At 46.5% G+C, this 15918-nt stretch carries 14 protein-coding genes; 11 read left to right on the forward strand and 3 right to left on the reverse strand.

Translation table 11 applies throughout. From position 1 onward, the window contains the following. Positions 1-54 precede the first annotated feature (54 nt). From KZ483_RS10470 to KZ483_RS10490, 5 genes are all read left to right on the forward strand, one after another. Positions 55-1599, forward strand: a complete 1545-nt coding sequence (locus tag KZ483_RS10470; protein WP_220352593.1) for a sodium-dependent transporter — start codon at positions 55-57, stop codon at positions 1597-1599. Next, a complete protein-coding gene (locus KZ483_RS10475) occupies positions 1596-1700 on the forward strand; it encodes a MetS family NSS transporter small subunit (RefSeq protein ID WP_220352594.1) in 105 nt (34 codons plus the stop codon). The genes KZ483_RS10470 and KZ483_RS10475 overlap by 4 nt, the downstream gene beginning before the upstream one ends. Before the next feature lie 240 nt (positions 1701-1940). Further along, the gene (splB, locus tag KZ483_RS10480) at positions 1941-2954 is read left to right on the forward strand and encodes a spore photoproduct lyase (RefSeq protein ID WP_220352595.1); all 1014 of its coding nucleotides are present in this window, start codon (positions 1941-1943) and stop codon (positions 2952-2954) included. A 233-nt stretch (positions 2955-3187) separates the two neighbouring features. Then, positions 3188-5068 carry a molecular chaperone HtpG gene (gene htpG, locus KZ483_RS10485; RefSeq protein ID WP_220352596.1) on the forward strand — a complete coding sequence of 627 codons (1881 nt, stop codon included), beginning with the start codon at positions 3188-3190 and terminating at the stop codon, positions 5066-5068. A gap of 114 nt (positions 5069-5182) precedes the next feature. After that, positions 5183-5539 carry an MmcQ/YjbR family DNA-binding protein gene (locus KZ483_RS10490; RefSeq protein ID WP_220352597.1) on the forward strand — a complete coding sequence of 119 codons (357 nt, stop codon included), beginning with the start codon at positions 5183-5185 and terminating at the stop codon, positions 5537-5539. Between the two features lie 14 nt (positions 5540-5553). On the opposite strand, the gene KZ483_RS10495 is transcribed toward KZ483_RS10490, so the two are convergent. Next, complete coding sequence (locus KZ483_RS10495; protein WP_220352598.1) at positions 5554-6747, reverse strand: oxalate decarboxylase family bicupin; 1194 nt, start codon at positions 6745-6747, stop codon at positions 5554-5556. 362 nt (positions 6748-7109) lie between these two features. Here KZ483_RS10495 and KZ483_RS10500 point away from each other — a divergent pair, with 362 nt between their 5' ends. The 3 genes from KZ483_RS10500 to KZ483_RS10510 all read left to right on the forward strand — a co-directional run bounded on the left by KZ483_RS10500 (position 7110) and on the right by KZ483_RS10510 (position 9616). Beyond that, positions 7110-7850, forward strand: coding sequence for an MBL fold metallo-hydrolase (locus KZ483_RS10500; protein ID WP_220352599.1), 741 nt, complete (start codon positions 7110-7112; stop codon positions 7848-7850). A 34-nt stretch (positions 7851-7884) separates the two neighbouring features. Continuing rightward, positions 7885-8493: a CGNR zinc finger domain-containing protein gene (locus tag KZ483_RS10505; RefSeq protein ID WP_220352600.1), complete on the forward strand. Its 609-nt coding sequence runs from the start codon at positions 7885-7887 to the stop codon at positions 8491-8493. A gap of 181 nt (positions 8494-8674) precedes the next feature. Continuing rightward, positions 8675-9616, forward strand: coding sequence for a spermine/spermidine synthase domain-containing protein (locus KZ483_RS10510; RefSeq protein ID WP_220352601.1), 942 nt, complete (start codon positions 8675-8677; stop codon positions 9614-9616). A 74-nt stretch (positions 9617-9690) separates the two neighbouring features. On the opposite strand, the gene KZ483_RS10515 is transcribed toward KZ483_RS10510, so the two are convergent. Continuing rightward, positions 9691-10230 (reverse strand): acireductone dioxygenase, encoded by a 540-nt coding sequence (locus KZ483_RS10515; protein ID WP_220352602.1) that lies wholly within the window; start codon positions 10228-10230, stop codon positions 9691-9693. A gap of 310 nt (positions 10231-10540) precedes the next feature. Here KZ483_RS10515 and metK point away from each other — a divergent pair, with 310 nt between their 5' ends. Both metK and KZ483_RS10525 read left to right on the forward strand, forming a co-directional pair. Beyond that, positions 10541-11752, forward strand: coding sequence for a methionine adenosyltransferase (metK, locus tag KZ483_RS10520; RefSeq protein WP_220353375.1), 1212 nt, complete (start codon positions 10541-10543; stop codon positions 11750-11752). A 206-nt stretch (positions 11753-11958) separates the two neighbouring features. After that, entirely contained in the window at positions 11959-12915 is a 957-nt protein-coding gene (locus KZ483_RS10525; RefSeq protein ID WP_220352603.1) for a spermine/spermidine synthase domain-containing protein, read from the forward strand. 54 nt (positions 12916-12969) lie between these two features. Here the strand turns inward: KZ483_RS10525 and speD are convergent, their stop codons facing one another. Next, entirely contained in the window at positions 12970-13341 is a 372-nt protein-coding gene (gene speD / locus KZ483_RS10530; RefSeq protein ID WP_220353376.1) for an adenosylmethionine decarboxylase, read from the reverse strand. Between the two features lie 333 nt (positions 13342-13674). Between speD and KZ483_RS10535 the strand changes: the two genes are divergently transcribed. Next, positions 13675-15828 carry a PAS domain-containing sensor histidine kinase gene (locus KZ483_RS10535; protein WP_220352604.1) on the forward strand — a complete coding sequence of 718 codons (2154 nt, stop codon included), beginning with the start codon at positions 13675-13677 and terminating at the stop codon, positions 15826-15828. The last annotated feature ends 90 nt before the right edge of the window (positions 15829-15918 follow it).

A 15918-nucleotide genomic window follows, 5' to 3' on the forward strand; every position in this document is an offset into this window, starting at 1 on the left:
GAATATATGATGATTTTTAAAAGCTATTACACTAATGAGGAGGAAATTAAAAGAATGGAACAACGTGAACAGTGGGGGACCAGGGTAGGCTTCATACTGGCTGCAGTCGGCTCGGCGGTCGGGTTAGGAAATATCTGGAGGTTTCCGTACGTTGTGTACGAAAACGGCGGAGGGGCGTTCTTAATTCCTTACTTCTTCGCTTTAATAACAGCTGGGATTCCAATTCTGCTGTTAGAATTCGGTATCGGTCGGACAGGCAGAGGGTCCGCGCCTTTATCGTTGAGCAAGCTGTCCCGCAAGTTCGAATGGCTCGGCTGGTGGCAGGTGTTGATTAGTTTTGTTATTACAACCTATTATGTTGCGGTAGTTGCCTGGGCGGTCAGCTATTTCTTCTACTCGTTCAACTTAAGTTGGGGTGAAGATACGAAAGCTTTTTTATTCGGAACCTATCTGGGTGTTCCCGATGATGCTGTTACGGAGTCGGGTTTGAATTTAGGAGGTTTACAGTGGCACATTTTGCTCCCACTAATCGCAGTTTGGGCAGGGACCTATTATGTGCTTATCCGCGGCGTGAAAAAAGGAATTGAAATGATGAGCAAAATTTTCATACCGATTCTGTTTGTTCTCATGATACTGATTGTAATCCGTGCTATTACGCTGCCGGGCGCAGCTGTAGGATTGGATCACCTGTTAACTCCTAATTTCGCTAAAATATTGCCTGGCTTTCTCGGCGGCACAAATCCGGAATGGTATAGTGTCTGGATGGCCGCATATGGGCAAATATTTTTCAGCCTTTCTGTTGCGTTTGCTATCATGATTACCTATAGCAGCTATATGGACAAGAAACAGGAAGTCAATAACAGTGGCTTTATCATGGCTTTCAGCAACTGCGGTTTTGAATTCCTTGCTGCAATAGGCGTGTTCGCGGCAATCGGATTTATGGCCGTATCCACTGGCAGTGAAGTGAAAGACGTGGCTGCCTCAGGAGTTGGTCTCGCTTTTGTCGTGTTTCCAAAGATAATTAATACGTTCCCCATATTCAACAGTGCATTTGGGATGCTCTTTTTCCTATCGCTTATCATTGCCGGTTTCACATCATTGATCTCAATCGTGGAAGTTTTAATCGCATCTTTGATGGATAAGTTTCGCCTGACCCGAAAGGCGGCCGTCAATGGTGTAGTCGGCGTTTGTGCGCTCGTGAGTATCATCTATACAACCGGTGCCGGAATAGTGCTGCTGGATATCATAGATCACTTCATCAACAACTTCGGTATTGTTATTGCCGGTCTGCTTGAGGTCGTCCTCGTCGGCTGGTTTGCTAATATAACCCGCATTCGGGAAGATAACAACCTGGTATCCGACTTTCGTGTAGGGACCTGGTGGAATATCATGATTATGGGCGTTACTCCGCTCGTATTGCTCTTTATGTCATATAAGAATTTCCAGCTGGAATTCACAAAAGCCTATGAGGGGTACCCGTTTTATGCACTATTAACATTCGGATGGCTTTTGGTTTGCGCAACTTTATTGATTTCGTTCATTGTAGCATACATGTTTAAATGGAAAACAGATATCAAACAGGAGGGATTCCGGGCATGAGCGGAGCGGCGATTGGTATGTTACTGTTCGGGGCAGTCTTATTATGGGGCGGACTCGTTCTTACGATTGCTATAGCAATTAAGAAAAGTAAAAAAGCGTAAAATCCCTTTACGCCCCAGTTCAAATAGAACGTTGATGCGCAAAAACCCCGATCCAATGCGATTGGGTTTTTTTGCGCCTAGGAGAAGACGGCATGCTGGGCCGTCACAGACCGTCCCGATTGCATAATAATTAACAAATAAAACACACTACTCCTATACAAGACATGGCCAAGTCAAGCCAAAGGGGTTTTTATTATTACGACACGTATTTCCAAAGCGCCGCGCGAAACTCGAAAATTCATGCCGGAGCTGGTCTATTTTGAACCGGATGCGCTTGAATACCCGAAAGGAAAGCAGATCTTAGAGTGGGCTAAACATCACGCTTTGCCCGTTCATATGACAACTTCCCACAACCGGATTACGAACCTGCCAGGAGAAACGGAACTCGAGAAGTATAAGATCGCGAAGAACACGTTAGTGGTCGGTATTCGCAAAACGCTCACATTCGACACATCGAAGCCGTCGGCCGAATATGCGATTCCGATAGCTACCGGCTGCATGGGGCACTGCCATTACTGTTATCTTCAAACGACGCTTGGGGCCAAGCCGTATATACGGGTTTATGTCAATATTGAAGACATTCTGCAAGCCGCGCACAAATATATAGAAGAACGTGACCCGGAAGTAACCCGCTTTGAAGCCGCTTGCACCTCAGACCCTGTAGGCATAGAGCATATTACGGGATCCTTGAAGCAGCTAATCGAATTTATGGCCGACCAGCCAAGCGGTCGATTGCGTTTTGTTACGAAATATCATCATGTAGATACGCTGCTTGACGCCAGACATAATGGACATACACGCTTTCGTTTCAGCATCAATGCCGATTACGTGATTCGTCATTTCGAACCGTCCACTTCCAGCTTCCAGGAACGGATAACTGCAGCAGGTAAAGTCGCTCGAGCAGGTTATCCCCTTGGCTTTATCATCGCGCCGATTATATGGCATGAAGGATGGGAGCAGGGATATGCGGACCTGCTTTCAAGGGTGGCGGAGACGCTGCCCCCTGAAGCCTCATCCGATCTGACGTTTGAGCTGATCCAGCACCGGTTTACGAAAACAGCGAAGAGAGTAATCGAAGCACGCTACCCCAAGACCAAGCTGGAGATGGACGAAGCCAAACGCAAATACAAATGGGGACGCTGGGGCCAAGGCAAATATGTGTATCCCGACGAACAGGCGCAGGCGTTGCGCGAGTTCATAACGGAGAAAATATTCCTCCATTTTCCTTTAGCCAAAATTGAATACTTCACTTAATGACAGAGCTGAACGGGCAGGCGTTCAGCTCTTTCAATTTATTACGTTTGAAATGGAACACGTCAGGCACTACTGTTGCGGAGACTTCTACGGTTTCCCCAAGGATAGTCCAATATTGACTTTAAAAATAAGGAATGATATAAAAAAACTAGTGACTGGCACTCAAAGGACTCGAGTGCTAACGCGCCTCATGACGAAATCGTTCGAATATTACAAAGGGAGAGAGTAGTTCAATGGAAAAAAAGCAGTTTCAAGCGGAATCAAAACGTCTGTTGGAAATGATGATCAACTCCATTTATACGCAGAGAGAAATTTTTCTCAGAGAGCTGATCTCCAACGCCAGTGACGCGATTGACAAAATGTACTATCTCGCATTAACCGACCCGAATCTCGTTTTTGATAAAGACAGCTACTATATCAAGGTGATTGCCGACAAGAATAGTAGAACGCTCACGATCCGCGACACCGGTGTCGGGATGACGAGGGAAGAGCTCGAGAACAATCTTGGCGTTATTGCGAAGAGCGGTTCTTTGGCATTCAAGAAAGAGAACGATTCGAAAGACGGCCATGATATTATCGGTCAATTCGGCGTTGGTTTCTATTCCGCTTTCATGGTAGCCGATGCCGTTACCGTCATCAGCAAATCTTTAACCGGCGACAGCGCATACAAGTGGGAATCCACAGGTACAGACGGGTACACAATTGAACCTTATGAGAAAGACACGTTTGGTACCGAGGTTATTTTGAAAATAAAAGACAATACCGAGGAAGAAAGCTTCGATGAGTTCCTGGAGGATTACCGTTTAAAGTCTATTATCAAAAAATACTCCGACTTCATCAGATATCCCATTATGATGGACGTTGCCGGGAAAAGACCGAAGGAAGGCAGCGACAGCGAACTCGAGGATTACCAGGAAGAACAGCGTGTCAACAGCATGGTTCCGATCTGGAGAAAGAACAAAAGCGAGCTTACAGCGGAAGACTACGAGAATTTCTATGCCGAGAAGCATTACGGCTTCGATAAGCCGATCAAGCATATTCATATCAGCGCCGATGGAGCCGTTGTCTATCAGGCAATCCTGTATATTCCGGAAAGTATTCCGTTCGATTACTATTCCAAGGAATATGAAAAAGGGCTCGAGCTTTATTCTAGCGGCGTGTTGATCATGAATAAATGTCCGGACCTGCTTCCCGACTATTTCAGCTTTGTTAAAGGGATGGTCGATTCGGAAAGCCTGTCGCTCAACATCTCAAGGGAGATGCTGCAGCATGACCGGCAGCTGAAGCTGATCGCCAAGAATATTACGAGCAAAATTAAAAGCCAGCTGCAAAGCCTGTTAAAGGATGAAAGAGAGAAGTATGAGCAGTTTTACAAATCCTTCGGCAGACAGCTGAAATACGGCATATACAGCGATTATGGGACACACAAGGAAGTTTTGCAGGATCTGCTTATGTTCTATTCGTCCAAAGAGAAGAAGCCGGTCACATTGGATGAATATGTATCGAGAATGCCGGAAGACCAGAAGTATATCTACTACGCATCCGGTGAATCGAATGAGAGAATCGAGAAGCTTCCGCAGACGGAGCTTGTTTCGGAGAAAGGATACGAGATTTTATACTTCACCGACGATATCGACGAGTTCGCCATAAAGATGGTCATGAAGTATAAAGACAAAGAATTCAAATCCGTCTCAAGCGGGGATCTTGGCATAGAAGCGGACGATAAACAGAGCGATGCCGATTCGGCCAACAACGACAACAATGAGCTGTTCGAGTATATGAAGAGTCTGTTGTCCGGAAAAGTGGCGGATGTAAAAGCCTCGAAGAGACTTAAGTCGCATCCCGTATGTTTATCTGCGGACGGCGAGGTTACGATCGAGATGGAAAAGATTTTAAACGCCATGCCGAATAATCCCAATGTTAAAGCCGAGAAAATCCTGGAAATCAATATCAATCACACGGTATTTCAATCGTTGAAGGATGCATTTGAGCAGGATCGGGAGAAGCTCAATCTGTATACCGCCCTGTTGTACAATCAGGCACTGTTAATTGAAGGATTGACCATACAGGATCCGGTTGAGTTCACAAACGATATTTGCAAAATCATGGTTTGATTCAGGCGCAACGTCATCATAGAGAACAAGCAAAAACGCAGCCAAATGAGGCTGCTTTTTGCTATTGTTGGCGTATTATAATTAAACCAAATGGTGGAATAGGAGGAAGAGGCCATGGTAAATACCGATGTGATTCGCAGCCTCGCGCTTGCCCTGCCGAAAACGGAAGAGCGAGAGCATTGGGGCAAACCGTCATTTCGGGTGCAAAGTAAGATTTTTGCAGTCGTTCAACCGGATGGCGTCTCCTTATTGATCAAAACGACAAAAGAGGAGCAAATCGCTTATACGACAATGGCGCCGGATATCTTTCGGTTGCCAGACGGGTTCGCTAATATGAACTTTGTGGTCCTTCGTATGGATCGCATTGATCCGGCCGAATTGCATGATTTGTTAATCATGGCATGGAAACTTGCAGCTCCTAAACAATTGGTGAAAGCATTCAATGAATTAGGCAAGAAAGCCGATAGCTAGCTCCAGAAATCGCTTTATTTGGGATAATAGGAGAAGCCGGGGTATTTGACGACAGGCCACTTCTCCTTGCGCAAAGCATTAAGCAGTTCGGGTCCGACGTTCAGGTTGTCCCGGACAAGATCCCGGGGGGTAAGCGCCATCCACTGATTCAATGAAACATCGACAAACCGGTCGCTTTTGAATATTTCCAAAAACCACAACGTTTTAGTTCCGGTATTCTGAATATAGTGACCATAAGCGAAGGGGACGTAACCGACGTCTCCCGCTCTGTAGTCGAACGTTCTTGCCGCCCCGTTACCCGCAAAGACCGTCATCCGTCCTTGCCCTGTAAGGTAATACTGCCACTCGTCATTGTTCGGATGCCAGTGAAGCTCTCTCATGGCGCCGGGTTCGATTTCGACCAAAGCGGCGGCAACCGTTTTTGATATGGGGAAATTGGTGGAGTCTACGATACGGACGCTTCCGCCGGGCGTTTTCATCGGCGGCTGAGCCAGAAGCCGATGGGAGAAGCTCTGAGGAACGCTGCCATAAGGCGACTGAATTTCCTGACTCTCTATGGATCCGGGAATACCGTCTTGAAAAATATAAAGCTGCTCTTGTGGAATCGCATCAAAGGCGTTTACCGGAACGCCGAAATTGGCAGACAGCACTTCTTTGGGTGTATGTGCCAGCCAATCGGATATAGATAAAGTGTTAAGGTCTGAGAAGCTGCCGTCATCGAATACGAGCAGAAATTCGCAGCCTTCCGCAAGTCCTTGAATGGAGTGCGGTATACCTGGCGGGAAATACCAAAGGTCTCCCGGACCAACGTCCGCTATAAAGTTCCTTCCGTTCTGGTCGACGGATGTAATGCGTGCGCGGCCTAATATCATGTAAGCCCACTCCGCTTGCTGGTGCCAGTGCAATTCACGGATACCGCCCGGTGTTAAGCTCATATTAACTCCGGCCAAGGTGGTGGCCACCGGCAGTTCCCGGACCGTAATTTCCCGAGACCATCCGCCATGATTCAATTGCATATGAGTGTCGGAGAAGGACATTTTCAGATTGGGAAGCAAGCCCGCATCTGTAACGGGAGGAACCAGCATATCCGGATTTTCGATATCCCTCAATATATCCCGGGGGCCGAAATCAGGTCCGCCTGTGCCGTCGCTGCGGACCGGCTGGGGCACGATAAATGACTTCCCGCTATCATCGTTCGGATTTCTCATGTAGGCTGGTTCCCTCCAAGAATGATTCACAGTTATTTTGAACCCTACATAAAAGAATATGAGTTAGGCGTTGGTATTATGAAATGTAGAGAACAGAATGAATTTGGCATAAAGATGAGTGAGACACTCCGATGGCAGCACATTGCTCGGGTTAGGCTCTTCGATAGCAATTAAATAAACTGCTTCTTACTGAAGCGGTTTTTTGTCATAGATAAAGCACATCGTTTTTCTTACTCCGCCAATCACCTAACCTTTAAAAAGATGTTTACAGGTTATAAAACTCCATTTATAATGAATACATAACCAGTAAAACGAATAACAATGGTTATACTCCACATTCCATTTCAGAAAGGTGAGTAACAATGAACATTCAGAAATTGCCTTGGGCAGGAATTCGGATTGAAGCCGGGAAAACTGCAGTAGTCATCGATCCTTTGTTTAACTTCCCCTCCATATTCGGTCAGCCCCACGGTTCGCTCTATCCGCTCGATGAATTCGGCCCTGCCGATGCCGTCCTCGTGACACACCAGCACTATGACCACTTTGACCCTGATGCCATCGCGGCTTATTATGGAGAGCAAATTCCTGTTTATATCCCGTCGAAAGCGCTTGAACTCGTCCAAACCGATAAGCTGAAATCGCTCACGGGGGTAAGGGCTGGCGATTCTTTCGAAGTAGGCGAGCTAACCGTGACTGCGACTTATTCCGTCGATGGAGTGGGGGATTCACAAGTGGCCTGGATTGTAGAGGACGGGGAGAAGAAACTCATTCATTGCGGAGATACATTGTGGCACGGCTACTGGTGGAAAATAGCCGGGGCATACGGTCCTTTCGATGCAGCTTGCCTGCCTGTAAACGGTGCGCTGCTCGAGCGCCCCGGCATGGAGCCGCCGAGCGGACAACCGATTTGCCTGACACCCGAACAGGCGGTGTCCGCTGCGGTGATATTGAGTGCTGCAACACTTATTCCCATCCATTACGGGTTGGTTCATCACCCGCCGATCTACACGCAGACACCGGACCTTCTCGAGCGTTTAAGGGCGGCTGCAGAAAATACGGTTAAATTATCAATTCTGGAGACCAAGGAAATGATAAGTCTCTAGGATTGTTCCTAAATCGGATTGGAGATGAAGCTATATGGATAGTGCTTTGTATCTGCTGGGCGGAAGTATATGGGTCAACTTGGTCAATACCCGGTTCATGCAGAATAAGCAGCCTCAGGATGTATTAACGGATCGGACGAAAGCACTGCTTTGGCTGGAGGCGAATCATCTGCTGAAAGCCAACGAGTCCGGGCTGGACCCGGATACTCTCGATCGGGTCTGTACCGAGCTAGCCTCCCTGCGTGAGCTGTGCATGGTTATCCTCTCAGCTCTGGAGCAGCACGGCAGGCCTACCGGGGAGATTATTCTGTCCCTGCAAGAACGGGCCGCACGATTATCCTTAACTGCTGTCATTGATGCCGGGAAAGAGAGGCTCTCACTTACGTATGAAGGAAAGAACACCGTGGATTACGTATTAAACCGGATTATACGGTCTATTTTTGACACATTGGATACCTATTCTCCGGAGCGAATCAGGCAATGTGAGCACGAGGAATGCATTCTGTATTTTGTCGATACGTCCAAGAGCGGCAAGAGGAGGTGGTGCAGCATGGAAACCTGCGGCAACCGTTATAAAGCGGCTGAATTCTATGCGAAAAAACGGAAGGGAAGCATGGAATCCGGGCCCGCGGACCCAAATTAAGCGGCCATTAATTGCGGCGGGCGAATACCCCCCTATGACAAATGCACAATCATGCAAGCTATAACCCACATACAATGAAACCAAATAAACGAGCAATTCTAAGCCTGTCTACGATCAGGGCCGGGATGAAGATTGAGCTATATGAGGTTTCAGACGAGCGGTGTGGAAAGGACAGGTGAAAATGCAAAAGAAGATCGCAGGTAGAAAAAAACTGAGTCTTAACATAAACCGCGGCGATATGTGGGATGAAGTAACACTGAAGCACCTTTTGCAAAGAAAACCGAAAATCTTATATCAAGGTAAGAGCAAATACCAAAAAATTATCGTTCTCGAAGCCAAGGATGTAAGAATGTATCTTGACAGACAGCTGCAATTCAGTTCATTGGACGAACGCATGTATCACGAGGCACTTGTTCATCCGGCACTGTCCATGGCGTCCGGACGCCGTAATGTTCTGATATTGGGCGGCGGTGACGGTATGGCAGTGCGTGAAGTGCTCAAATACAAGGATGTTAAATCGGTGGATCTGGTCGAGCTGGATCCCAAAGTTATCGCATTAGCAAAGAGAAAGCCGATATCCGTATTAAATAATCGTTCGTTATTCAGCAAACGGGTAAAAGTCCATTTGCAGGACGCCACTATTTTTCTTCCATCCAATGCTAAACGCTATAACGTTGTAATCGTTGATTTCCCGGATCCGTCGGATAAGCAGATAAGCAAGCTTTATACGAAAGAATTTCTGCAGGTATTAACGAAATCGCTTGCTCCAGGCGGAATAATCGTATGTCAATCGCATTCGACCGAAGATACGCCGCGTGTATATTGGAGCATTTATCATACTTTCAGAAGCGTGGGAATGAATACGAAAAGCTATTATACCTATGTCCCTTCATTCGGAGATTGGGGATTCCACGTTGCTTCCTACAAAGAGCTGAATCCGGGACGTATAAAAGTATCAGTACCCACTCAGACGCTGCCAAAGAAAATTACCTCGCTCTTCAACTTGCCTAAGCAGCTTCTTGCGAAGAAAAAGAATGCTATGCCAAACAGTACCAAAAATCTGAGGTTATTCCGATACTACCGGTTGGATAAAGCCAAACATAAGGTCCCTAATATCGATTAAAAATATTGAGTATATAGGCTGTCGGGACACGTTCCCGGCAGCCTGAAGTATGTTTAACCGCGAATATCAGCACATCAGGCCTGGAAATCCGGGTCTTCATAAGAATGGGCGATCCAGCCTGCGGCATCGATAAACAATCTAACGGCTACCACCCTGCGGTTCTCCATCAAGGTGAAGAAGTGGGGAATATTAACCGGAACGGAAATCACATCTCCAGGCATTAATTCCACATCGAAGTAACCGGTATCTCCGGCCCCTTTAATCGTGAAGATCCCTTTCCCGGCGGTAATCGCACGAACCTCGTCTTCGGTATGAATATGGACCTTCTGAAATTTCCTCAAGAGCTCATCCAGATTCGGAGTAGCGTCCGAAAGGGCGACAATATCCCAATTGCGGTAACCATGTCTTTGCGCAAGCGCTCTGATTTCTGTATCGAAAATTTCAAGAATCCTCTGTTTTTCCTCATCGGACAGGATGAATTTTTCCTGAAGCTCCCCAGGCAGCTTGCCTGTATCCCAGTGTTCATAGAGAACTTCCTGCTCATTCAGAAATTGTCTCACATGCTCTTCAGCGGTAATTCTTTCGTTAGTTTTGCGGAGAACAATCGCCGCCATACAGATTTCCCCTTTCCGAATTTAATTTAAACAACCTTTAACGTCGAAAACTATATCTTAGCAAACTATATGAGAAAAATAGTAGATTTGCTTGTGTTTCTATCATTTGTCTCGAAAAATCAACATTTACCCCTCGCCAGCAGTCTAATTATTTGGACTAATTAACTATTTTTTACATTGTGTAAACACCAAATCTGCTCTCTTCGTTTATGTATAAGAGAGAACATATATTTCGCGAGAGGAGAGTGTTCTACCGATTCGACCGGGATAGGCCGGGAAATTGAATAGGAAGCGGGTGGACGAATTGCAAATGCCTTTAAAAAAAGGGCGGCATCTATTTACATCTGAGTCGGTGACCGAAGGCCATCCGGATAAAATATGCGACCAAATCTCCGATGGTATATTGGATGCGATTTTCGAGAAGGATCCAAACGCGCGTGTTGCTTGTGAATGCTGCGTCGGCCGGGGTTTTGTACTTGTTACCGGCGAGATTACCGCCAACTACACCATCGATTACCAGAAAGTCGTAAGGGATACAATCAGAGATATCGGATATACGCAGTCAGACATCGGCTTCGATGCCGATTCTTGCGCGGTGCTGGTTGTTATGAACCAACAATCCCCCGATATTGCAATGGGAGTAAATAAAGCATTAGAGATCCGCGAAGGTACGATGGAAGAGGACGAGGCCCTGGGGATCGGTGCGGGCGACCAAGGGTTAATGTTCGGTTTTGCATGTAATGAAACTGAGGAGTTAATGCCGCTGCCGATCATTCTATCCCATAAATTGGCTTCACGGCTGTCATTGGTGCGCAAAAATGGTACAATCCCTTATTTGCGTCCGGACGGAAAAGTGCAGGTCAGCGTAGAATATGATGGCGATACCCCCGTACGCATCGATACGGTCGTCATATCAACTCAGCATGATCCTGAGGCTTCCCCGCAGCAAATCAATATCGACATTCAGGCGCACGTCATATCTCCGGTAATTCCTTATGAATTAATGGATGAAAATACGAAATACTTTATTAACCCGACCGGCCGTTTTGTTATCGGCGGACCGGAGGGGGATGCGGGACTCACGGGCCGCAAAATTATAGCCGATACGTACGGCGGTTACGCTCGTCATGGCGGAGGCGCATTTTCGGGCAAGGATCCGACTAAGGTTGATCGTTCGGCCGCATATGCCGCCCGTTATGTAGCGAAAAACATTGTCGCCGCCGGTCTCGCCGAGAAATGCGAAGTGCAGCTGGCTTATGCCATTGGTGTCGCTCATCCTGTTAGCATAGCTGTCGATACATTCGGAACAGGAAAAATAGATGACGAGATAATCATCCAATTAGTCCGGAAGCACTTTGATCTCCGACCGGCAGGCATTATTCAAATGCTCAATATGCGGCGCCCGATATACCGGAAGACGGCTGCGTACGGGCATTTCGGCCGGATGGATGCCGAGTTTACCTGGGAGAGAACGGATAAAGCGGATTCACTCAAAAAAGATGCTGAACCGTTCAAAACCTGAGAAAATACGAGGCTGTCCTTAAGTTTAAGAGACTTAGAGGACAGCCGCTTCTCGTACAAAACAAACGAATGCCCATTTTACATAAAATCCGCTAATAGCCACATCAATCACGGGAATTCCGACATTAATGATAATAGGTATTTGTGCTTCACGTTATGTTCAATGAAGATGGCCTAGACAATATTCGAATTACAGGAGGATATGGAGTGACTTATAAAAAGGCACAGGTTATCTCGAGAAAAAGTAATAATACGCCCCTTACCAAGCCAAGAGCTTTGTCCTTACGGGACTATATATCCAAGGATGATGAGCCTGATGGAAAATACAAAATTTTGCTCCGAATGAAGACGCCTTATCAGCGAATCGCGGTGGTCGAGCTTAAAAATGGAAAAGTGCTGGTTTACGGCGACGGTTACGTGATGTTTGGCACGACAGGGGATGATAATATATGGGCTGAATCGTTGGTTCATATACCGATGGCCGCTGCCAAGAAGCAGCAGAACGTACTGATGATCGGTGGCGGAGGAGGAATCACAACACGGGAAGTTCTTCGTTATCGCGGGGTGAATACAGTAACGGTTGTTGATATAGACTCCAAAATGTTGGATTTGGGCAGGAATTTGAAGCAGTTGGTCAAGTTCAATAAGGGGTCGCTGAGCAATGCCAAGGTGAAAACAGTCATTCGGGACGGCAGGGCATTCGTGGAGAAGAGCCAGATGAAGTGGGATGTCATTATCATTGATGTACCTGAACCCAGTCATGATTCTCCAGGGCTTAGCCGACTCTACAGCCGGGAGTTTTTCACACTTCTCAAGAACCGCCTAACGACAGGAGGAGTCATTTCCATTGCCTGCTCCATGATTTCTGAAATGCCTGAATTCTGCTGGAGTGTTATAGCAACGATCAAGGCAGCCGGCTTATATGTATTGCCTTATCATTATGATGCCAGGAAGAAATATGGTGAGGACTGGTGTTTTTGTGCAGCGTCGAACAAACCGCTCGCGTCAAGCGATTTGAACATTAAAATCTCGACCCGCTACTTGACCTCATCAAAATTGAAAAGTATGTTTCAATTCTCCAGTAAGTACCGGCGAAAATGGAGCCGCAGAAAAATCCAGACAGATAACAACAAAGTTTTGGCCGACATTCATGAAAGGTATTAATTAGGAGAATCACATCCCCGCCGTACTTTAAATGAGCGCAGAGGGGAAAGTAGATTAATCTATGATATCGATTTCTTTTCTCCCGCGTATTAATGTTTTTATAAATAACTCCTTCGGTTGCAGCAGATCGATTAAGAAATCGATAGCGAGCCGGGGGTCTTTATCTTTTCCGCATGTATACCCGTCTATTGCCGCAAACTCCTTTTCAGGATAGGTGTGGATGGAAAGGTGACTCTCAGATAGAAGAACAAGAATTGTGCAGCCGCAGGGTTCGAACTCTTTGAAGCTTACAGACAAAACGGTTGCGTGGCTTTTCTCGGCTGCCTCAACCATTATTTTCTGCAGGTAATGAACGTCATTCAGCATGTCAAAGCTTACTCCCCAAACATCCATCACAACATGCCTTCCATATGTGGAGTATTCCACCATCCCAGAACACCACCTTTTAGAATTCCAATATACAATAGGTTATGTTAATTAATAGATTTGGGACTGGTAGAGTGTCTATTCTAGTAAAAAGCCGCAAAACCATTAATATGATAACTATCTGTACGGGTTATTCATAGGGGCGTTATAAAAAGGCGGGATAATAATCAATATTATTAGTACGCAAGCGAACCAATTATTTCCATAATATGTTACTCATTTAATTTTCATTCGAGGTTTACAGTTATTTTTTCATTATTCAGCAGGTTACGCTGTATTAATGCAGAATATTCCTAACATTCGGGTGGGTTTTAAAGAGAAGGGAGCATCAAGATGAAGAATAACGACGATATGATTTCTAAACTTTACATAGCGGATGAATATGAAATATTAGAGCGGGTAACCGACGGTTTTTTTGCGATGGATAACAACGGTACGATTAATTATGCGAACTCGGCAGCCCGCCATCTCATTTTCCAGGAATGTATGGATGTCGTCGGTAAGTGCTTGTCGTCCGATTTCCCGCAAGCACTGTCACCGCGTTTCTACACGGAATACATCAATGCCATAACGCAGCAGTGCGAGATCGAATATGACGAATTCAGCCCCAATTTGAACAAATGGTTTGCGGTAAGGGGATATCCGTCGGCAACCGGAATCTCCGTTTATTTTCGTGACATTACGGAACTAAAGAAATTATCTGCGAAGTGTGAACAGCATTACAAGTCGTTGTTTGAGCAGAACCCTGAAGCGATCTGCTCGTTCGATCCGGATGGAAACTTTCTCGACGCAAACCAAGCTACCCAAAGAATGCTCGGCTATTCTGCAGACGAGTTGCTAACCGAATCATTTAGGTCGTTCGTACAGGAGAAAGATGCAGAGAAAACGGCAATCCATTTCAATAAAGCGGCGAGTGGAATCGCCCAATTCTATGAGGTCGGAATTTTACGGAAGGACGGGACTCCTCTGGATATCCATGTGGTGAATATACCGATTGTTGTCGATGGGGAGGTGGTCAGCGTATACGGAATTGCGAAGGATGTGACGGAACGAAATAAAACGGAAGCTCTCCTGCGGAAAAGCGAGAAGATACTTGCGGAATCACAGGCTATGCTGCATGTCGGCAGCTGGGAGCATGATTTCCAGCAGATGACCTCCTACTGGTCGGCGGAAACGTTTAGAATATTCGGGATTGAGCCTGGTCCGCATGGAAGTATTGCAACTGAGGAGCACTTGAAAAGAATCCATCCGGAAGACAGGGCAAAGGTGATGCAGGCGGTGGCGGATGGCCACAAAGGAAAGCAATTCGGGATCGAGTATCGTGTTATCCGCCCTAACGGGGAAGAGAGAGTGGTCTATTCCACACGTAACAGCGATACCAATGCGGAGGGCCGGATGTCCGGCATTATTCAGGATATTACCGATTTGAAGCGGACGGAGCGCGAGCTGTGGGAAAGCGAGCAGCGATATAAGTCCTTTGCTGGAAACCACCCCGACGGGATCTGTTCTATCGACACTAAGGGTCGTTTCACATGCGTCAATCCTGCTTATGAGCGCTTGACCGGATACTCAAGATCAGAGCTGCTTCGCATGGACTATAGGGATATTCTGATTCCGGAAGATGTCGAAAGAATGAGAGCTATATACGGCGAAGCGGCAGGAGATGCGTTTCCGGACCGTATTGAAGTTCGTATTCGAACTAAAGAAGGACGGATTGTTTATGTGAGCTGCACGATCGTACCGATCATCATGACGGGCGGTATCGTGGGAATGTATTCAATTGTGAAGGATATGACACAGCAGAAAGAAACGGAGGAGTTGCTTCGAAAATCGGAGAAATTATCGGTGGTAGGGGAGCTCGCCGCAGCAGTCGCACACGAAATACGTAATCCGCTGACCGCATTGAAAGGGTTTATCAAGCTCCTTCAAATGAAGGGGACTGACAGCAGACAGGATTACTTTGAAATTATTAATGATGAGCTCGCGCGCATCGAAATGATTTCAAGCGAGATGCTTGTCCTCTCCAAACCTCATGTTACGAGGAATGTAGAGCTGAGTCTCAAGAATATTATTAATCATGTGAATATATTGTTGAACAGCGAAGCAAATATGAAAAGCATCGAAATCATCACGGATTTTGAAGAGGGTCTTTCCCCAATTGTGGGAGAGGAGACTCAATTGAAACAAGTGTTTGTGAACCTGCTCAAAAACGCCATTGAGGCAATGCCGGGCGGCGGCAGCATTCTCGTTACAATGAAGCGGATAAGCGCCCATATTCGGGTTGAAATTATCGACGAAGGCTGCGGCATTCCGGAGGATAAACTGGAGAAATTGGGTGAGCCATTTTATTCCACGAAAGAAAAGGGTACCGGCCTCGGGCTGCTCGTTACACACCGAATTATTGATGCTCATAATGGACGGATGGAGATCTCCAGCAAAATCGGCAAAGGGACGACAATCAGTGTTTATCTTCCGGTATACGGATAATGGACTCCAGACATATTGATTCACTCCGTTGAATGATTAACCGCATAACAAAAGCCAAACCGCGTCTCAATCGACGCGGTTCGCCGTGTT

It is taken from the genome of Paenibacillus sp. sptzw28, assembly GCF_019550795.1.
Classification (GTDB): Bacteria; Bacillota; Bacilli; order Paenibacillales; family Paenibacillaceae; genus Paenibacillus_Z.